This window comes from Qipengyuania gelatinilytica, from assembly GCF_019711315.1.
In the GTDB taxonomy this organism is placed as follows: domain Bacteria; phylum Pseudomonadota; class Alphaproteobacteria; order Sphingomonadales; family Sphingomonadaceae; genus Qipengyuania; species Qipengyuania gelatinilytica.
The window spans coordinates 536,366-552,860 of sequence record NZ_CP081294.1; the positions used below are offsets into that span (position 1 = coordinate 536,366).

Here is a 16,495-nt window from a genome sequence, read left to right on the forward strand (position 1 = left end):
GCTTGTCGCCGGCCCGTCCCGGCATAGACCGGACAGATAGGGAGCGAGGCGACCTTTGTCGAACCCCGCCCCCCATATTTTCGGTATTATTTGGACTTCTTGGCCTTGTTGGCTTCGGTGCGCTTGGCCTTCTTCTCGGCTTCGCTCTCGCCCTTGGCGATGACTTCGACCGAACCGCCAGCCTTCTCGACCGCCTCGATGGCGCCCTTCGAGGCACCGGCGACGATGAACTTGGCCTTGGCCTTGAGTTCACCCTTGCCGAGGAGACGGACGCCGTCCTTGCCACCGCGTGCGAGGCCAGCGGCCTTCAGTGCAGCGTGGTCGATGTCCTTCTTGGCGTCGAGCTTCTTCGCGTCGATGAACTTCTGGACCATGCCCAGGTTCACTTCGGCGTAGTCCTTGCCAAACGGGTTGTTGAAGCCGCGCTTCGGCAGGCGCATGTGAAGCGGCATCTGGCCGCCTTCGAAGCCCTTGATGGCGACGCCCGAACGGCTCTTCTGGCCCTTCTGGCCGCGGCCGCCGGTCTTGCCCTTGCCCGAACCGATGCCACGGCCGACACGGATGCGCTCCTTGCGGGCGCCGGGGTTGTCGCGGATGTCGTTGAGTTTGATAGTCATGTCTGCACTCGCTTTCGCTTTGTTCGCGCTGAAAAATGGAAGCGGCCCGCTATCGCAGCAGGCCGCCCCCGTCAAATTGTAATCGTATCCGACGAAGGCTTGCGCCTCAGTCTTCGACGATCGCCACCAGATGCGGGACCTTGGCCACGGCGCCGCGCACTTCAGGAGTATCCTGACGCTCGACAACCTTGTGCATCTTGTTCAGGCCAAGACCGATGAGGATCTTGCGCTGGCCTTCGGGACGGCGGATCGGCGAACCGATCTGCTTGAGCTTGATGGTCTTTGCTTTCGCCATCTCAATTACTCCGCGATAGCGGCGGCGTCGGCTTCAGCCTCGGCCTCCGATGCACCACCGCGACCAAGCAGGTCGGCGACCTTCTTGCCGCGACGCTGGGCAACCGACTTCGGCGAAGTCTGGTCGGTCAGCGCGTCGAAGGTGGCACGGATCATGTTGTAGGGGTTCGAGGTGCCGACCGACTTGGTCACCACGTCGGCGACGCCGAGGCTCTCGAACACTGCACGCATCGGACCACCGGCGATGATACCGGTACCCGGAGGTGCCGTACGCACGGTAACCTTGCCGGCACCGAAGCGACCGTTGCCGTCGTGATGGAGGGTACGACCTTCCTTCAGCGGGACGCGAATCATCTTCTTGCGAGCGGCTGCGGTTGCCTTCTGGATCGCTTCCGGCACTTCGCGGGCCTTGCCCTTGCCGAAGCCGACACGGCCCGAGCCGTCACCCACGACCACAAGTGCAGCGAAACCGAAGCGCTTACCGCCCTTCACCGTCTTGCTGACGCGGTTGATGTGGACGAGCTTCTCGATGATGCCGTCGTCTTCTTCTTCGCGGCGGTTGTTACGGCGGTTGTCGCGACCGCCACGGCCACGGCCACCACCGTCACGGTTGCCACCGCGACCGCCACGGCCACCACGCTCACGCGGCTGGCCTTCGGCGCCCTGTGCGGGATCCTGGTTTGCAGCTGCTTCGCTCGGAGTGTCGGCAATAGCCGGCGTCTCATTGGTCACAGCGTGTTCGGTTTCAGCCGTCACGGCTTCTTCGTTCTTGTTTTCGTCAGCCATCATCAGAACTCCAGCCCGCCTTCACGAGCGGCGTCGGCCAGCGCCTTGACGCGGCCATGGAACAGGAAACCACCGCGGTCGAACACGACGGTCGTGACGCCAGCCTTCTTGGCAGCAGCAGCGATGTCGCTACCGACCTGCTTGGCGGCATCGACGTTCGCGCCCGAGCCCTTCACGCCGAGAGTCGAAGCCGAAGCGACGGTCTTACCCGCTGCATCGTCGATAACCTGGGCGTAAATGTGCTTGCCGGTGCGGTGCACCGACAGACGGGGCTTGCCACCGGCACGGTTGCGAAGCGCAGTGCGGACGCGGCGACGGCGACGTTCGAAAAGAGAAAGCTTTGCCATCTTACTTCTTCTTCCCTTCCTTGCGGAAGATATACTCGCCGCGATACTTGATACCCTTGCCCTTGTAGGGTTCGGGCTTGCGCCACTTGCGGACATTCGCCGCGAACTGGCCCACGGCCTGCTTGTCGGAACCGCTGATTTCGACGGTCGTCTGGTCCGGGGTCTTCACCTCGATACCTTCGGGAACGTCGAGATCGACGTCGTGCGAGTAGCCGAGCTGAAGCTTGAGCTTCTTGCCCTGCGCCTGTGCACGGTAGCCGACACCGTTGATTTCGAGAACCTTGGTGAAACCTTCGGTCACACCTTCGACCAGGTTCGACACGAGCGTGCGCTGCATACCCCAGTGGTTGCGAGCGGCGCGCGTATCGTTGGCCGGAGTGACGGAGATTTCGTCATTCTCGAGCTTGTATTCGACGAGATCCGACAGACCCATCGAAAGGGTGCCCTTGGGACCCTTCACGTTGAGCGTGCCTTCCTCGATCGTGGCAGTGACCCCGCTGGGGATCGCTACCGGCTTTTTGCCGATGCGGCTCATCAGAACACCTCCGCCAGCACTTCGCCACCGACGTTTTCGTTGCGTGCTTCGTTGTCCGAAAGCACGCCGCGCGGCGTCGAGACGATGGTAATGCCAAGGCCATTGCGAACGACGGGGAGTTCTTTCGAACCCGCGTAGACGCGGCGGCCGGGCTTGGAGACACGGGCAACGTGCTTGATCGCAGGTTCGCCCTCGAAATACTTCAGTTCAATCCGCAGCTGCGGGTGCTTGCCCGAAGCATCGTCGCTGTAGCCACGGATGTAGCCTTCGCGCTGGAGCACTTCGAGGACGTTCGCACGCAGCTTGGAAGCCGGCGAAAGGACGCTGTCCTTCTTCGCCTGCTGGCCGTTGCGGATACGGGTGAGCATATCACCCAGGGGATCGGTCATAGCCATCTGTCTTTACCTCACCAGCTCGACTTCGTGAGGCCCGGAATCAGGCCCTTGTTGCCGAGGTCACGCAGTTCGATACGGTTGAGGCCGAACTTGCGGTAGTAGCCGCGGGGGCGGCCGGTGGTGGCGCAGCGGTTGCGCACGCGGGTCGGGTTCGCGTTGCGCGGCAGCTCAGCCATCTTGAGACGTGCGATCAGACGCTCGCCTTCGTCGAGGCTCTCGTCATTAGCGATAGCCTTCAGCTTTGCGTACTTGTCCGCGTACTGCTTGACGAGCTTCTTGCGACGCTCGTTCTTGTTGATCGAACTCAGTTTCGCCATTGGACTTAAGTTCCTTCCTTATCCTGCGATCCGGAAGCGGCTCACGCCGCCTCCTTCTCTTCCGACTTTTCAGCCGGGAACGGGAAGCCGAACAGCTTGAGAAGCTCGCGGGCTTCTTCGTCGGTCTTCGCCGTGGTGGTTACGATGATATCCATGCCCCGGACCTTCTCGATCTGATCGTACGAGATTTCGGGGAAGATGATCTGCTCTTTGAGGCCCATTGCGTAGTTGCCACGACCGTCGAACGACTTGGCGTTGAGGCCACGGAAGTCGCGGATGCGGGGCATTGCAATGGTCACGAGGCGGTCGAGGAATTCGTACATGCGCTCGCGGCGGAGGGTGACCTTCGCGCCGATCGGCATGCCTTCGCGCAGCTTGAACTGTGCGATCGACTTCTTGGCCTTGGTGATGACCGGCTTCTGACCGGCAATCTTGGCCATTTCTTCCGCAGCGGTCTGAACCTTTTTCTTGTCCTGGCTGGCTTCGCCAACGCCCATGTTGAGCGTGATCTTTTCCAGCTTCGGAACTTCGAGGCGGTTCTTGTAACCAAACTTCTCGGTCATCGCCTTGACGATCTGGTCGTCATAGCGCTGCTTCATACGGGGGGTGTAATCAGCCATCGATGGTCTCCCCACTCTTCACGGCAACACGCACCTTCTTGCCGTCCTTTTCTTCGAAACGGACGCGGGTGGGCTTGCCATCCTTGGGATCCGCCACAGCAACCTTGCTGATGGGCATCGGTGCTTCGAAGCGGTCGATGCCACCCTGCGGGTTCTGCTGGGTCGGCTTGCGGTGACGCGCAGCGATGTTGACGCCTTCAACGACGACCTTGCCGTCCTTGGGGCTGACTTTCGCGACGGTACCGGTCTTGCCCTTGTCCTTGCCGGACAGGACGACGACGGTGTCACCCTTCTTGATCTTTGCGGATGCCATTTTAGAGCACCTCCGGAGCAAGCGAGATGATCTTCATGAAGCCGCGGCCGCGCAGTTCGCGGACGACCGGGCCGAAGATACGGGTGCCGATGGGTTCTTCGCTCTTGTTCACGAGAACAGCGGCGTTGCTGTCGAAGCGGATCACGCTGCCGTCGGGGCGGCGTACGTCCTTCTTCGTGCGCACGATGACAGCGCGATGGACATCGCCCTTCTTCACCTTCGTACGCGGCTGGGCTTCCTTGACGGAAACCACGATCACGTCACCGACGGACGCGGTGCGGCGCTTGGAGCCGCCCAGTACCTTGATGCACTGGACGCGCTTTGCGCCGCTGTTGTCCGCGACGTCGAGATTGGATTGCATCTGGATCATTGATCCGGTTCCTTCTCTTGGCTTGCCGGGACATCTGCCCGGCAGTTCCTAAAACGTCAGTTGCCTGCGGCTTCGACTTCGAGGTCAGCCTCGACAGCCTGGGTTCCGCCTGCCGTCACGCGGTCCTTGACCATCCAGGTCTTGGTCTTCGAGATCGGCTTGGTTTCTTCGATGCGCACGACGTCGCCGAGCTGGTACTCGTTCTTTTCGTCGTGTGCGTGGTACTTCTTCGAGCGGCGGATGATCTTCCCGTAGAGGGGGTGCTTCACCTTACGCTCGACCAGTACGGTCACGGTCTTGTCGGTCTTGTCGGAGGTGACGGTGCCGATAAGGATACGCTTTGGCATGGTCTACTCCTTACGCCTTGGCTGCCGCTGCGCGGGCACGTTCGCCCTGCAGCGTCTTGATCTTGGCGATCGTACGACGGACTTCGCGGATGCGCGCCGGAGCTTCGAGCTGGTTGGTCGCCGCCTGGAAGCGGAGGTTGAAGGCCTCGCGCTTCAGGGTGGTGAGTTCCTCACCCAGCTGGTCGTCGCTCTTCTGGCGCAGATCTTCGATCTTGCTCATTATTCGCCTCCGAGGTGCGAGGTGTCGCCCAGGCGGGCCACGACCTTGGTCTTCACCGGCAGCTTCATGGCTGCGCGGCTGAACGCTTCGGCGGCCAGCGGACCGGCAACACCGTCGAGTTCGAACAGGATGCGGCCCGGCTTCACGCGAGCTGCCCAGTATTCGACCGAACCCTTGCCCTTACCCTGACGGACTTCGGCAGGCTTCTTCGAAACCGGCACGTCCGGGAAGACGCGGATCCAGAGACGACCCTGGCGCTTGATGTGACGCGTGATCGCGCGGCGAGCCGCTTCGATCTGGCGCGCGGTGATACGCTCGGGCTCGAGAGCCTTCAGCCCGTACGAGCCGAAGTTGAGCGTGGTGCCGCCCTTGGCGTTGCCGTGGATCTTGCCCTTGAACGCCTTGCGGTACTTGGTTTTCTTCGGTTGCAGCATGGTTCTTTCCTATACCTGCAATCAGCGAGCCGGACGCACGCCAGACGTCTGCGATTCCATCATCAGACGGTCCTGCGCGGTCGGGTCATGGCCGAGGATCTCACCTTTGAAGACCCACACCTTGATGCCGATGATGCCATAAGCGGTAAGTGCTTCGGCTTCAGCGTAATCGATGTTGGCGCGCAGCGTGTGCAGCGGCACGCGGCCTTCGCGATACTGTTCGACGCGGGCGATTTCCGCACCGCCGAGACGGCCGCCACACATGATCTTGATGCCTTCGGCACCAAGGCGCATGGCCGACTGCATGGCGCGCTTCATCGCACGACGGAATGCCACACGGCGGATCAGCTGGTCGGCGATGCCCTGGGCGACGAGCTTGGCATCGACTTCCGGCTTGCGGATTTCGACGATGTTCAGCTTCACTTCGCTTTCGGTCATCTTCGACAGCTGGGCGCGCAGCTTCTCGATGTCCGCGCCCTTCTTGCCGATGATGACACCGGGACGCGCAGCGTAGATCGAGATGCGGCAAAGCTTTGCCGGACGCTCGATCACAACCTTCGAGATAGCGGCCTGGGCAGCGTTCTCGAGGATGTACTTGCGGATCTCGATGTCCTCGGCCAGCAGCTTGGCATAGTCACGCCCCTCGGCGTACCAGCGGCTGTCCCAGGTGCGGTTGATCTGCAGGCGCAGACCGATCGGATTGCTCTTATGGCCCATCTTACGCCTCTTCCTGCTCGCGGACGACGATGCGCAGGCGGCTGAACGGCTTCAGGATGCGCGTCGACTTGCCGCGACCACGGGTGTGGAAGCGCTTCATCGTGATCGACTTGCCGACCGAAGCCTCAGCGACGACCAGTGCGTCGACATCGAGGTTGTGGTTGTTTTCCGCGTTGGCGATCGCCGAAGCGAGAACCTTCGTGGCATCCTTCGCCATCGCCTTCTTGGAGAATGCGAGGATGTTGAGGGCCTCTTCGGCCTTCTTGCCGCGGATGAGCTCGGCAACGAGGTTCAGCTTCTGGGCGCTACCACGGATGGTGGTGCCCACTGCCAGTGCCTCGTTATCGGCGACGCGACGGGGTGCTTTCTGCTTGCTCATCAGCGCTTGCCCTTCTTGTCGGCAGCGTGACCCGGGAAGGTGCGCGTGGGCGCGAATTCACCGAGCTTGTGGCCGACCATTTCTTCCGAAACGGATACGGGGATGAACTTGTGGCCGTTGTACACGTTGAACGTGAGACCGACGAACTGGGGCAGGATCGTGCTGCGGCGCGACCAGGTCTTGATCGGCTTGGCATTGTTTGCGTCCTGCGCTTCTTCTGCCTTCTTCAGAAGGCTGAGTTCGACGAACGGACCTTTCCAGACGGAACGAGCCATGTCGGGTTACCTCTTCTTCTTGGCGTGACGCGAACGGATGATCATCTTGTCCGTCTGCTTGTTCTTGCGGGTACGGGCGCCCTTGGTCGGCTTGCCCCACGGAGTAACCGGATGACGGCCACCGCTCGTGCGACCTTCACCACCACCGTGCGGGTGATCGACCGGGTTCTTGGCGACACCGCGGGTCAGCGGCTTGATGCCCATCCAGCGACGACGACCGGCCTTGCCCAGGTTCTGGTTCTGGTTGTCCGGGTTCGAAACGGCGCCAACGGTGCCCATGCAGTCGGCGCGCAGGTAACGCTGCTCGCCGCTGTTGAGACGCACGATGACCATGCCGCGGTCACGACCGACCAGCTGGACATAGGCACCTGCCGAACGTGCGATCTGACCGCCCTTGCCGGGCTTCATTTCGACGTTGTGGCAGATGGTGCCGACCGGCATCTGGCCGAGCAGCATTGCGTTGCCGGGCTTGGTGTCGGTCTTTTCGCCAGCGATCACCTTGTCGCCAACAGCGAGACGCTGCGGAGCGATGATGTAGGCCTGCTCACCGTCTTCGTACTTCACGAGTGCGATGAAAGCGGTGCGGTTGGGATCGTATTCGATCCGTTCCACGGTGCCTTCAACGTCCCACTTGCGACGCTTGAAGTCGATGAAGCGGTACTTCTGCTTGTGACCGCCGCCGATGCCACGCGAGGTGACATGGCCCTTGTTGTTCCGGCCACCGGTCTTGCGCTTGCCTTCCGTGAGCGACTTGACGGGCTTGCCTTTGTACAGGCCCGACTTGTCGACGAGGATGAGGCCGCGGCGCGCGGGGCTCGTCGGTTTGTAGTTCTTGAGTGCCATTACTCTCTAGCCCCTCAGATACCGCTGGTGACGTCGATCGAGTCGCCGTCCTTCAGGGTGACCACGGCCTTCTTCAGGTCGTTGCGCTTGTAGGGCTTGCCCCTCCAGCGCTTGGTCTTGCCCTTCACGTTGATGGTGTTGACGCCCGTGACGCTCACGCCAAAGATCGCCTCGACGGCTTCCTTGATCTGCGGCTTGGTCGCATCGTTAGCCACCTTGAAGACGACGGCGTTATGCTCGGAAGCAAGCGTCGACTTTTCGGTGATGTGCGGTGCCAGCACGACGTCGTAGTGACGTGCTTCCACTTCCTGCTTCTTAGCCATTGAAACGGCCCTCCAGCTTCTCGACCGCGTCCTTGGTGAGGACGAGCGTGTCGTGCTTCAGGATGTCGTAGACATTGGCGCCCATCGCGGGGAGGACGTTCACGCCCGGCAGGTTGCCGGCAGCCTTCTTGAAGCCGTCGTTCACGCTTTCGCCGTCGATGATCAGGACCTTGCCGGCCCAGCCATTCTTGTCGAAGTGACCCTTGAGCGCCTTGGTCTTGGCGTCCTTGAGCTCGAGGCTGTCGACGACGACGAGGCCGTCCTTAGCCTTGCTCGAGAGAGCCATCTTGAGACCGAGGGCACGGATCTTCTTGTTCAGCGACTGCTCGAAGTCACGCTTGCGCGCACCGTGAGCCTTACCACCGCCGATGAAGATCGGAGCGCCACGATCGCCGTGACGTGCGCCGCCCGAACCCTTCTGACGACCGAACTTCTTGCCGGTGCGGGCAACGTCCGAACGCTCACGCGTGGGACGTGCGGTGCCGCGACGGTTCTCGAGCTGCCAAGTGACAACGCGGTGCAGGATGTCAGCGCGCGGCTCGACGCCGAACACATCGTCGCTCAGCTCGATATCGCCCGACGCCTTGCCGTCGATTTTCTGGACCTTGACCTTCACGATCAGGACTCCTTGCTTTCACCGCCGGCATCGCCGTCGGTGGTGGTTTCGGCGTCCGCACCCGATTCCTGCTGCTGCATCAGCTTTTCCTGCTGCTCAGCGGAAACTTCGGTGCCGACTTCGTGCTCTGCTGCGCTCTCGATGAGACCTGCATCGGCTTCTTCCGATTTGAACTCATCTTCGTTGCGACGCATCACGCCGGGGAACGGCAGATCGTCGGGCATGGCAACCTTCACGGCATCGCGAACCATCAGCCAGCCATTCTTCGCACCCGGGACCGAGCCCTTGACGAAGAGGAGACCGCGATCGGCGTCGGTGCGCACGATTTCGAGGTTCTGCTGCGTACGCTGGCGGTCACCCATGTGACCGGCCATCTTCTTGCCCTTGAACACGCGGCCCGGATCCTGACGGTTACCCGTCGAACCGTGCGAGCGGTGCGAGATCGAAACACCGTGGGTGGCACGCAGACCGCCGAAGCCCCAACGCTTCATGGCGCCGGCAAAGCCCTTACCCTGGGTGTGGCCCGTGATGTCGACCTTCTGGCCTGCGACGAAGTGTTCGGCCGAAATGCGGGCACCAACGGGAAGCAGGGCTTCCTCGCTGTCCACGCGAAATTCACCGACCTTCATCTTCAGCGCGACTTCAGCCTTGGCAAAGGCTTCGCGCTGCGGCTTGGCTACATTCTTTTGTTTCGCTTCGCCCGAACCGACCTGGACGCCGTAATAGCCGTCACGGTCTTCCGTGCGATGTGCGGTGACCTGGCAATCTTCCAGCGAAAGAACGGTCACGGGTACGTGCCGTCCGTCCTCCTGGAAGAGGCGGGTCATCCCGACTTTCTTTGCGATAACGCCTGTGCGCATCGTCAAACTCCTCAACAGAGGCACCAAGGAGCTCATCCCCAGGGTGCGTGCCAGCCCGATTGTGCGATGCGTGCCCCCGTCCGGGCTGATTGCTTCCCGAAGGAAGCAGACGGGGGACGCAGTCCCGGGCGATTGCCCGGCGGTATCCCGATGTCTTGCCTGATCCGTGGATCAGGCGGGGCTATCGAGTGCCCCGAAATTTTCCTGCGGCTTTAGGTCCGGCAGGTGGACCGAAACCAAACGCTTAGGCGAGCTTGATTTCGACGTTCACGCCAGCAGCGAGGTCGAGCTTCATCAGCGCGTCGACGGTCTGGGCGTTGGGCTGCACGATGTCGAGCAGCCGCTTGTAGGTGCGCACCTCGAACTGCTCGCGCGACTTCTTGTCGATGTGCGGGCCGCGGTTCACGGTGAACTTCTCGATGCGCGTCGGCATGGGAATGGGACCACGAATAAGTGCACCCGTCCGGCGCGCGGTGTCTGCAATCTCTCCAGTTGCCTGGTCGAGAACGCGATGGTCGAACGCCTTAAGGCGAATGCGGATATTCTGTGCTTCCATTACCTACACCGATGCGAAAGAGCCAAGCGGACCAGCGGGTGGCCCGCAAACAAAAAGAAAGGTCAGCCCCACTGCGAGCCCGGTTTCCCGGTTGCGGGCGACCTTCCGTGAATTCTATCGATAGGGACGAATCCCTGTCTGTGGGCGCGCATATACGGGGGAGACCCCATTCTGGCAACCCCCGATTTCCGCCCGACTGAACAGGCATTCATCGAGTGCGCCGAACCGTGCATTTCTGCCGGTTTTTTACGCCCACACTAATAGCGAAGGGCCCGCCCTCCCCTGACGGGAGGACGGGCCCCTCTCTAAGTTTCAGCTAAGAGCTTACTTCTTGATGGTGCCGACAACACCCGAGCCGACCGTACGGCCGCCTTCGCGGATTGCGAAGCGCAGGCCCTGGTCCATGGCGATCGGTGCGATCAGCTTGACGTCGATCGTCACGTTGTCGCCCGGCATCACCATTTCGGTGCCTTCGGGAAGGATCACTTCGCCGGTGACGTCGGTGGTGCGGAAGTAGAACTGCGGACGGTAGTTCGCGAAGAACGGCGTGTGACGGCCGCCTTCGTCCTTCGACAGGACGTAGACTTCTGCGCTGAACTCGGTGTGCGGCGTAACCGAACCCGGCTTCGCGAGAACCTGGCCACGCTCGACTTCTTCACGGCCAACGCCGCGGATCAGTGCACCGATGTTGTCGCCAGCTTCACCGCGATCGAGCAGCTTGCGGAACATTTCGACGCCGGTGACGGTCGTCTTGGTGGTGTCCTTGATGCCGACGATTTCGACTTCGTCGCCAACGTTCACAACGCCGGTTTCGACACGGCCGGTGACAACCGTACCACGACCCGAGATCGAGAACACGTCTTCGATCGGCATCAGGAAGTCCTTGTCGACCGGACGATCGGGCTGCGGGATGTAGGTGTCGACAGCTTCCATCAGTTCGCGGATCGACTTTTCGCCGATTTCTTCGTCACGACCTTCGAGAGCGGCCAGAGCCGAACCCTTGATGATGGGGATGTCGTCGCCGTCGAAGCCGTACTCGCTAAGGAGTTCACGAACTTCCAGTTCGACGAGCTCGAGGATTTCCTCGTCGTCGACCTGATCGACCTTGTTCATGTAAACGACCAGAGCCGGAACGCCGACCTGACGTGCAAGCAGGATGTGCTCGCGGGTCTGCGGCATCGGGCCGTCAGCTGCGTTCACGACCAGGATGGCGCCGTCCATCTGGGCTGCACCGGTGATCATGTTCTTCACGTAGTCGGCGTGACCCGGGCAGTCGACGTGTGCGTAGTGACGCGCGTCGGTTTCGTACTCGACGTGTGCGGTCGAGATGGTGATGCCGCGCTCACGCTCTTCGGGAGCCTTGTCGATGTTTGCGAAATCGACGGCCGAACCCATGACCTTGGTGATCGCCGCGGTCAGCGTGGTCTTGCCGTGGTCAACGTGACCGATGGTGCCGACGTTAACGTGCGGCTTATTACGCTCGAACTTTTCCTTCGCCATTTTCCAATAACCTCTGTCTTAAAATTTGGGATTTCTGCGGGGAGGAAACGGCGCCCGCTGAATCAGGCGCCGCCCCTAGACCGGTCGGCTCGCTTACGCAAGCTTCTCCTTGACTTCCTGTGCAACGTTAGCCGGAACTTCGTCGTAGTGGCTGAACTGCATCGTGTACTGTGCGCGGCCCTGGGTGAACGAGCGCAGCTCATTCACGTAACCGAACATGTTCGCGAGCGGCACGTTGGCTTCGACTGCCTGGGCGTTGCCGCGGCTGTCGGTGCCCTGGATCTGGCCACGACGGGAGTTAAGGTCGCCGATGACATCGCCGAGGTAGTCCTCGGGGGTCACGACTTCAACCTTCATGATGGGTTCCAGCAGCTTGATGCCTGCACGCTCTGCGACTTCGCGCATTGCGCCACGGCCGGCGATTTCGAACGCGATCGCGCTCGAATCGACGTCATGGTAAGCACCGTCATACAGGTTCACGGTGAAGTCGATGATCGGGAAGCCGACCAAGTGACCGCTCTCGGCCTGCTCGCGCAGACCCTTTTCGATCGCCGGGATATATTCCTTCGGAATGTTACCGCCCTTGATCTCGTCTTCGAAGACGAAGCCCTGACCGCGCTCACCCGGGGTGACCTTGAGCTTGACGCGACCGAACTGACCCGAACCACCCGACTGCTTCTTGTGGGTGTAGTCCACGTCCACCGGCTTGCCGAGGTATTCGCGATAAGCGACCTGCGGTGCGCCGACGTTTGCTTCGACCTTGAACTCGCGCTTCATGCGATCGACGAGGATGTCGAGGTGAAGCTCGCCCATGCCCTTGATGATCGTCTGACCGCTTTCGTGGTCGGTGGTGACGCGGAAGCTCGGATCTTCGGCTGCCAGGCGGTTGAGGGCGACGCCCATCTTTTCCTGGTCGGCCTTGGTCTTCGGTTCGACCGAAAGCTCGATCACCGGCTCAGGGAATTCCATGCGCTCGAGGATGATCGGAGCGCTCGGTGCACACAGCGTGTCACCGGTGGTGGTTTCCTTGAGACCTGCGATGGCGACGATGTCGCCTGCGAATGCTTCATCGATGTCCTCGCGGTTGTTCGAGTGCATCAGCAGCATACGGCCGATCTTTTCCTTCTTGTCCTTCACCGAGTTCAGGACGCTGCCCTTGGCGAGCTGGCCCGAGTAGATGCGGGTGAAGGTGAGCGAACCGACGAACGGGTCGTTCATGATCTTGAAGGCCAGCGCGCTGAACGGCTCGTCATCCGAGGACGGACGGCTCTGCTCTTCGTCGCTGTCGGGCAGGACGCCCTTGATGGCCGGAACGTCGAGCGGCGACGGCATGTAGTCGACAACCGCGTCAAGCAGGGGCTGGACTCCCTTGTTCTTGAACGCCGAACCACACAGCACGGGAACGAAGTCGCGCGCCATGGTGCCCTTGCGGATGAGACGCTTGAGCGTTGCCGCGTCGGGCTCGTTACCTTCGAGGTAAGCTTCCATGACATCGTCGTCCTGTTCGACGGCGGTCTCGATCAGCTTCTCGCGGTATTCGGCAGCCTTGTCGGCCAGGTCAGCCGGGATGTCGACGTAGTTGAACGTCGCGCCCAGACCGTCGTTTTCCCAGACGATGCCGCGGTTGTTCACGAGGTCGACAACGCCCTGAAGGTCGCTTTCCGCGCCGATCGGGAGATAGAGGACCAGCGGGTTCGCGCCGAGACGGTCGATGATCGACTGGACGCAGTAGTAGAAGTCTGCGCCGGTACGGTCGAGCTTGTTGACGAAGCACATGCGCGGAACGCCGTACTTGTCGGCCTGGCGCCACACGGTCTCGGACTGCGGTTCAACGCCGGCAACGCCGTCGAAGACTGCAACCGCGCCGTCGAGCACGCGCAGCGAACGTTCGACCTCAATGGTGAAGTCGACGTGGCCCGGGGTGTCGATGATGTTGATGCGGTGCTTTTCGCCCTTGCCATCTTCGTTCTGCCAGAAAGTGGTCGTGGCAGCCGAGGTGATGGTGATGCCGCGTTCCTGCTCCTGCTCCATCCAGTCCATGGTCGCAGCGCCGTCGTGGACTTCGCCGATCTTGTAGGACTTGCCGGTGTAGTAGAGGATACGTTCGGTCGTGGTGGTCTTGCCGGCATCGATGTGGGCCATGATGCCGATATTGCGGTACCGCTCCAGCGGATATTCGCGTGCCATGTGAAATTCCTCGTGGGGTTGGGACGACAGTTTTGCCGCCCCTTTGGAAAACTAATGTGACCGTCCGGCGACCGTTCCACCCGAAGGCGAAACGGTCTCCGAACCGGTGCTTACCAGCGGTAGTGCGAGAAGGCGCGGTTCGCGTCCGCCATGCGGTGCGTGTCTTCGCGCTTCTTGACGGCGTTGCCGCGGTTGTTCGCAGCATCCATCAGCTCGCCCGACAGGCGTGCAGCCATGGTCGTTTCGGGACGACCGCGTGCAGCGCCGATCAGCCAGCGGATCGCGAGTGCCTGGGCACGCTCGGGGCGAACCTCGACCGGCACCTGGTAGGTCGCACCACCGACACGGCGGCTGCGCACTTCGACCTGCGGCTTGATGTTGTTCAGAGCTTCATGGAACAGCTCGACCGGGTTCGTCTTGGCCTTGTTCTCGACGGTGTCGAGCGCGGTGTAGACGATACCTTCAGCGACGGCCTTCTTGCCGTCATACATGAGGTTGTTCATGAATTTCGAAAGGACCTGATCGTTGAACTTCGGATCAGGCAGGATTTCCCGCTTCTCGGGACGACGACGACGACTCATTGATTATCTCCTAAGTCCCGTGGATTATTTCGGACGCTTCGCGCCGTACTTCGAGCGCGACTGCTTGCGATCCTTCACGCCCTGCGTATCGAGCACGCCGCGAAGGACGTGGTAGCGAACGCCGGGAAGGTCGCGAACACGGCCGCCGCGGATGAGCACAACACTGTGCTCCTGCAGGTTGTGGCCTTCGCCCGGGATGTAGGAGATGACTTCGCGCTGGTTGGTCAGGCGAACCTTGGCAACCTTACGAAGTGCCGAGTTCGGCTTCTTGGGGGTCGTCGTATAGACGCGGGTGCAAACGCCGCGCTTCTGCGGGTTGGCTTCCATTGCAGGGACCTTGGACTTGGCCTTCTGCGGAACGCGGCCCTTGCGGACCAGCTGGTTAATAGTCGGCATGAGTTCTCTCTTCACCGTGTGATGGCGGCGACTAGCGGGTTGATGGTGTTACGATCGGGTTCGTGCAGTTGCGACGCACGCGGCGCTGGCAAGCACCGGGGCGGTCTGTTCGCACGAGCCTGAAACGCTCCACCCATCGGCCCACACGGCCACCGGGTTACTTTGACGGCTGCCCCGAGCGATCCATGAGGTTCGCTGCAATAGAAAAGAGCCTTATCGCATCTGCGACAGGCCCCCGGGTCATGACCGGCAATGTTCAGCTCTATCTGGCCAGCGTTGGCTTCGCACAGGGCGATTCCCTCACCGGATGGGCGCGCACATAGTGCGGGAGGGGGGATTGGTCAAGGGAGAGACTGGGAGGGAGAACATATACATAATTGAAGAAATATCTGTAGCACCCTCTTGGTTTGCAAACTCAAGCAACCTTTACAAACACATAGGCCAAAGATACCGCACTCGCCGCAGTAGAGGATTGTGATCATGGCGAAAGAACCAAAGACTAATCAGAAGAGTTGTGGGATCGTAATGCCCATCGCATCTATGGGCGAGCTTTATCCAGAGGAACATTGGGCCAAAGTTCAAAAAATCCATCGCCGAGCGATTGAAAAAGCCGGACTCAAGCCCAAGCTCGTCTGGGAAAATCCAGCCTTGGACGTGATTCAATCCGCAATTCTCCAAAATATCTACGAGAATGACGTGATCATTTGCGATGTCAGTGGCCTGAACCCAAATGTAATGCTTGAAACCGGACTCAGATTGTCAACGAAGAAGCCTACAATCATTGTTACAGATGGCCAAAAAAAGCCGCCATTCGACATTAATAATATTGGCTACATCGATTACAGAAGAGATCTCGAGTACAATTCTATCGATAATTTTATTGATCGTTTAGCCAAGAAAATCGAGGAAGTTCAACGTACGTTTAGCGAAGGAACCTACAAGTCGTTCGTGGAAAACTTCACCTTTGAAATGGTTGAGCCTAAAACTGAGACGGTGACAGAGACCAAATATATAATCGACAAATTAGACAACCTGTCAGCCAGTATCTCACGCTTGCAACGCTCAAGAGATCAAATGTCGAGCGATGAAAGCGAGGCAATCAGCGAATTGGTGGGTTCACTAGTAGTAAAAGCCGACGCCGAGAAAGCGAGCAAAATTGAAGAAACCCTAGACGAGATCGATGGCGTTTATTGCACCATTTCTGAAATGAAAAACGATGAGTGGGATTTGAATATCTACAGGATGGAGTACAATAAAAATCCGACAAGAATGATAATGGCACAAGTGCGATTGCAAATTGATAGGATCATGAATACCAAATAGTTTGGTCAACCCAAACCTCACTCCATCAAGATAGATATATTTATTTCATTTTATTAATACTTCGCCTGTTTTATTGCCGGAACCTGACGCGGTGCGCCCGCTTGGCTGAGTTTTATCGCCTAAGCTCAGGCGTGTAGCCTCCTTTGCCTCGCCGGCGGCTCGGCAATTTCGCTACCTAGAAATCATTGCCCCACTTCATGGCTTGTACATCGTGCCATGAGCTATGTTCGCTAAGGCCCGCAAATCCCGGTCTGATTCGTCTGCCGAGGACCCTGGCGCCTCGGTGCAGCCCTCGGCTCGACACGATTTGAATCCCGCTCCAGCGCAGACCGATTGCTTGCGGC

At 60.2% G+C, this 16,495-nt stretch carries 26 protein-coding genes; 1 reads left to right on the forward strand and 25 read right to left on the reverse strand.

The features are described 5' to 3' along the window. Positions 1-86 precede the first annotated feature (86 nt). The 25 genes from rplO to rpsL all read right to left on the reverse strand — a co-directional run bounded on the left by rplO (position 87) and on the right by rpsL (position 14,828). Positions 87-617 (reverse strand): 50S ribosomal protein L15, encoded by a 531-nt coding sequence (rplO, locus tag K3136_RS02585; protein WP_221431371.1) that lies wholly within the window; start codon positions 615-617, stop codon positions 87-89. A 106-nt stretch (positions 618-723) separates the two neighbouring features. Then, the gene (gene rpmD, locus K3136_RS02590) at positions 724-912 is read right to left on the reverse strand and encodes a 50S ribosomal protein L30 (RefSeq protein WP_221431372.1); all 189 of its coding nucleotides are present in this window, start codon (positions 910-912) and stop codon (positions 724-726) included. Positions 913-917: 5 nt separating this feature from the next. Continuing rightward, positions 918-1,700 carry a 30S ribosomal protein S5 gene (gene rpsE, locus K3136_RS02595; protein ID WP_247711409.1) on the reverse strand — a complete coding sequence of 261 codons (783 nt, stop codon included), beginning with the start codon at positions 1,698-1,700 and terminating at the stop codon, positions 918-920. Beyond that, positions 1,700-2,044, reverse strand: coding sequence for a 50S ribosomal protein L18 (gene rplR, locus K3136_RS02600; RefSeq protein ID WP_221431373.1), 345 nt, complete (start codon positions 2,042-2,044; stop codon positions 1,700-1,702). The genes rpsE and rplR overlap by 1 nt, the downstream gene beginning before the upstream one ends. 1 nt (position 2,045) lies before the next feature. Continuing rightward, positions 2,046-2,579: a 50S ribosomal protein L6 gene (gene rplF / locus K3136_RS02605; protein WP_221431374.1), complete on the reverse strand. Its 534-nt coding sequence runs from the start codon at positions 2,577-2,579 to the stop codon at positions 2,046-2,048. Further along, complete coding sequence (rpsH, locus tag K3136_RS02610) at positions 2,579-2,974, reverse strand: 30S ribosomal protein S8 (protein WP_221431375.1); 396 nt, start codon at positions 2,972-2,974, stop codon at positions 2,579-2,581. The genes rplF and rpsH overlap by 1 nt, the downstream gene beginning before the upstream one ends. A gap of 11 nt (positions 2,975-2,985) precedes the next feature. Next, complete coding sequence (gene rpsN, locus K3136_RS02615) at positions 2,986-3,291, reverse strand: 30S ribosomal protein S14 (protein ID WP_221428656.1); 306 nt, start codon at positions 3,289-3,291, stop codon at positions 2,986-2,988. 41 nt (positions 3,292-3,332) lie between these two features. Next, positions 3,333-3,911 (reverse strand): 50S ribosomal protein L5, encoded by a 579-nt coding sequence (gene rplE, locus K3136_RS02620; RefSeq protein WP_221431376.1) that lies wholly within the window; start codon positions 3,909-3,911, stop codon positions 3,333-3,335. Then, a complete protein-coding gene (rplX, locus tag K3136_RS02625) occupies positions 3,904-4,224 on the reverse strand; it encodes a 50S ribosomal protein L24 (protein ID WP_221431377.1) in 321 nt (106 codons plus the stop codon). The genes rplE and rplX overlap by 8 nt, the downstream gene beginning before the upstream one ends. 1 nt (position 4,225) lies before the next feature. After that, positions 4,226-4,594, reverse strand: a complete 369-nt coding sequence (gene rplN / locus K3136_RS02630) for a 50S ribosomal protein L14 (RefSeq protein ID WP_067464754.1) — start codon at positions 4,592-4,594, stop codon at positions 4,226-4,228. 56 nt (positions 4,595-4,650) lie between these two features. Beyond that, a complete protein-coding gene (gene rpsQ, locus K3136_RS02635) occupies positions 4,651-4,941 on the reverse strand; it encodes a 30S ribosomal protein S17 (RefSeq protein ID WP_090478788.1) in 291 nt (96 codons plus the stop codon). A gap of 10 nt (positions 4,942-4,951) precedes the next feature. Further along, positions 4,952-5,161 carry a 50S ribosomal protein L29 gene (gene rpmC / locus K3136_RS02640; protein ID WP_221431378.1) on the reverse strand — a complete coding sequence of 70 codons (210 nt, stop codon included), beginning with the start codon at positions 5,159-5,161 and terminating at the stop codon, positions 4,952-4,954. Further along, a complete protein-coding gene (gene rplP, locus K3136_RS02645; RefSeq protein WP_040963569.1) occupies positions 5,161-5,595 on the reverse strand; it encodes a 50S ribosomal protein L16 in 435 nt (144 codons plus the stop codon). The genes rpmC and rplP overlap by 1 nt, the downstream gene beginning before the upstream one ends. 21 nt (positions 5,596-5,616) lie before the next feature. Further along, entirely contained in the window at positions 5,617-6,312 is a 696-nt protein-coding gene (gene rpsC, locus K3136_RS02650; protein WP_221431379.1) for a 30S ribosomal protein S3, read from the reverse strand. Position 6,313: 1 nt separating this feature from the next. Further along, a complete protein-coding gene (rplV, locus tag K3136_RS02655; protein ID WP_067690121.1) occupies positions 6,314-6,691 on the reverse strand; it encodes a 50S ribosomal protein L22 in 378 nt (125 codons plus the stop codon). Further along, on the reverse strand, positions 6,691-6,966 hold the full coding sequence (gene rpsS, locus K3136_RS02660; RefSeq protein WP_221431380.1) for a 30S ribosomal protein S19: 276 nt from the start codon (positions 6,964-6,966) through the stop codon (positions 6,691-6,693). The genes rplV and rpsS overlap by 1 nt, the downstream gene beginning before the upstream one ends. Before the next feature lie 6 nt (positions 6,967-6,972). Then, positions 6,973-7,809, reverse strand: coding sequence for a 50S ribosomal protein L2 (rplB, locus tag K3136_RS02665; protein WP_221431381.1), 837 nt, complete (start codon positions 7,807-7,809; stop codon positions 6,973-6,975). 14 nt (positions 7,810-7,823) lie between these two features. Continuing rightward, positions 7,824-8,132, reverse strand: coding sequence for a 50S ribosomal protein L23 (locus K3136_RS02670; protein ID WP_221428663.1), 309 nt, complete (start codon positions 8,130-8,132; stop codon positions 7,824-7,826). After that, entirely contained in the window at positions 8,125-8,748 is a 624-nt protein-coding gene (gene rplD / locus K3136_RS02675) for a 50S ribosomal protein L4 (protein ID WP_221431382.1), read from the reverse strand. Before rplD ends, K3136_RS02670 begins: the two co-directional genes overlap by 8 nt. 2 nt (positions 8,749-8,750) lie before the next feature. Next, positions 8,751-9,608 (reverse strand): 50S ribosomal protein L3, encoded by an 858-nt coding sequence (gene rplC / locus K3136_RS02680; protein ID WP_221431383.1) that lies wholly within the window; start codon positions 9,606-9,608, stop codon positions 8,751-8,753. Between the two features lie 244 nt (positions 9,609-9,852). Continuing rightward, positions 9,853-10,164, reverse strand: a complete 312-nt coding sequence (rpsJ, locus tag K3136_RS02685) for a 30S ribosomal protein S10 (RefSeq protein ID WP_006831877.1) — start codon at positions 10,162-10,164, stop codon at positions 9,853-9,855. Positions 10,165-10,488: 324 nt separating this feature from the next. Further along, positions 10,489-11,664, reverse strand: a complete 1,176-nt coding sequence (tuf, locus tag K3136_RS02690) for an elongation factor Tu (RefSeq protein ID WP_221431384.1) — start codon at positions 11,662-11,664, stop codon at positions 10,489-10,491. Positions 11,665-11,757: 93 nt separating this feature from the next. Further along, positions 11,758-13,851, reverse strand: coding sequence for an elongation factor G (gene fusA, locus K3136_RS02695; protein WP_221431385.1), 2,094 nt, complete (start codon positions 13,849-13,851; stop codon positions 11,758-11,760). Between the two features lie 110 nt (positions 13,852-13,961). Beyond that, positions 13,962-14,432: a 30S ribosomal protein S7 gene (gene rpsG, locus K3136_RS02700; protein ID WP_221431386.1), complete on the reverse strand. Its 471-nt coding sequence runs from the start codon at positions 14,430-14,432 to the stop codon at positions 13,962-13,964. A 24-nt stretch (positions 14,433-14,456) separates the two neighbouring features. Then, complete coding sequence (gene rpsL / locus K3136_RS02705) at positions 14,457-14,828, reverse strand: 30S ribosomal protein S12 (RefSeq protein ID WP_115366484.1); 372 nt, start codon at positions 14,826-14,828, stop codon at positions 14,457-14,459. 480 nt (positions 14,829-15,308) lie between these two features. Here rpsL and K3136_RS02710 point away from each other — a divergent pair, with 480 nt between their 5' ends. Next, the gene (locus tag K3136_RS02710; RefSeq protein ID WP_221431387.1) at positions 15,309-16,151 is read left to right on the forward strand and encodes a hypothetical protein; all 843 of its coding nucleotides are present in this window, start codon (positions 15,309-15,311) and stop codon (positions 16,149-16,151) included. Positions 16,152-16,495: the final 344 nt, after the last annotated feature.

Coding starts and splice junctions, on each gene's coding strand:
- rplO (WP_221431371.1), bottom strand. CDS start 617: ATGACTATCAAACTCAACGACATCCGCGACAACCCCGGCGCCCGCAAG.
- rpmD (WP_221431372.1), bottom strand. CDS start 912: ATGGCGAAAGCAAAGACCATCAAGCTCAAGCAGATCGGTTCGCCGATC.
- rpsE (WP_247711409.1), bottom strand. CDS start 1,700: ATGATGGCTGACGAAAACAAGAACGAAGAAGCCGTGACGGCTGAAACC.
- rplR (WP_221431373.1), bottom strand. CDS start 2,044: ATGGCAAAGCTTTCTCTTTTCGAACGTCGCCGTCGCCGCGTCCGCACT.
- rplF (WP_221431374.1), bottom strand. CDS start 2,579: ATGAGCCGCATCGGCAAAAAGCCGGTAGCGATCCCCAGCGGGGTCACT.
- rpsH (WP_221431375.1), bottom strand. CDS start 2,974: ATGGCTATGACCGATCCCCTGGGTGATATGCTCACCCGTATCCGCAAC.
- rpsN (WP_221428656.1), bottom strand. CDS start 3,291: ATGGCGAAACTGAGTTCGATCAACAAGAACGAGCGTCGCAAGAAGCTC.
- rplE (WP_221431376.1), bottom strand. CDS start 3,911: ATGGCTGATTACACCCCCCGTATGAAGCAGCGCTATGACGACCAGATC.
- rplX (WP_221431377.1), bottom strand. CDS start 4,224: ATGGCATCCGCAAAGATCAAGAAGGGTGACACCGTCGTCGTCCTGTCC.
- rplN (WP_067464754.1), bottom strand. CDS start 4,594: ATGATCCAGATGCAATCCAATCTCGACGTCGCGGACAACAGCGGCGCA.
- rpsQ (WP_090478788.1), bottom strand. CDS start 4,941: ATGCCAAAGCGTATCCTTATCGGCACCGTCACCTCCGACAAGACCGAC.
- rpmC (WP_221431378.1), bottom strand. CDS start 5,161: ATGAGCAAGATCGAAGATCTGCGCCAGAAGAGCGACGACCAGCTGGGT.
- rplP (WP_040963569.1), bottom strand. CDS start 5,595: ATGCTGCAACCGAAGAAAACCAAGTACCGCAAGGCGTTCAAGGGCAAG.
- rpsC (WP_221431379.1), bottom strand. CDS start 6,312: ATGGGCCATAAGAGCAATCCGATCGGTCTGCGCCTGCAGATCAACCGC.
- rplV (WP_067690121.1), bottom strand. CDS start 6,691: ATGAGCAAGCAGAAAGCACCCCGTCGCGTCGCCGATAACGAGGCACTG.
- rpsS (WP_221431380.1), bottom strand. CDS start 6,966: ATGGCTCGTTCCGTCTGGAAAGGTCCGTTCGTCGAACTCAGCCTTCTG.
- rplB (WP_221431381.1), bottom strand. CDS start 7,809: ATGGCACTCAAGAACTACAAACCGACGAGCCCCGCGCGCCGCGGCCTC.
- K3136_RS02670 (WP_221428663.1), bottom strand. CDS start 8,132: ATGGCTAAGAAGCAGGAAGTGGAAGCACGTCACTACGACGTCGTGCTG.
- rplC (WP_221431383.1), bottom strand. CDS start 9,608: ATGCGCACAGGCGTTATCGCAAAGAAAGTCGGGATGACCCGCCTCTTC.
- rpsJ (WP_006831877.1), bottom strand. CDS start 10,164: ATGGAAGCACAGAATATCCGCATTCGCCTTAAGGCGTTCGACCATCGC.
- tuf (WP_221431384.1), bottom strand. CDS start 11,664: ATGGCGAAGGAAAAGTTCGAGCGTAATAAGCCGCACGTTAACGTCGGC.
- fusA (WP_221431385.1), bottom strand. CDS start 13,851: ATGGCACGCGAATATCCGCTGGAGCGGTACCGCAATATCGGCATCATG.
- rpsG (WP_221431386.1), bottom strand. CDS start 14,432: ATGAGTCGTCGTCGTCGTCCCGAGAAGCGGGAAATCCTGCCTGATCCG.
- rpsL (WP_115366484.1), bottom strand. CDS start 14,828: ATGCCGACTATTAACCAGCTGGTCCGCAAGGGCCGCGTTCCGCAGAAG.
- K3136_RS02710 (WP_221431387.1), top strand. CDS start 15,309: ATGGCGAAAGAACCAAAGACTAATCAGAAGAGTTGTGGGATCGTAATG.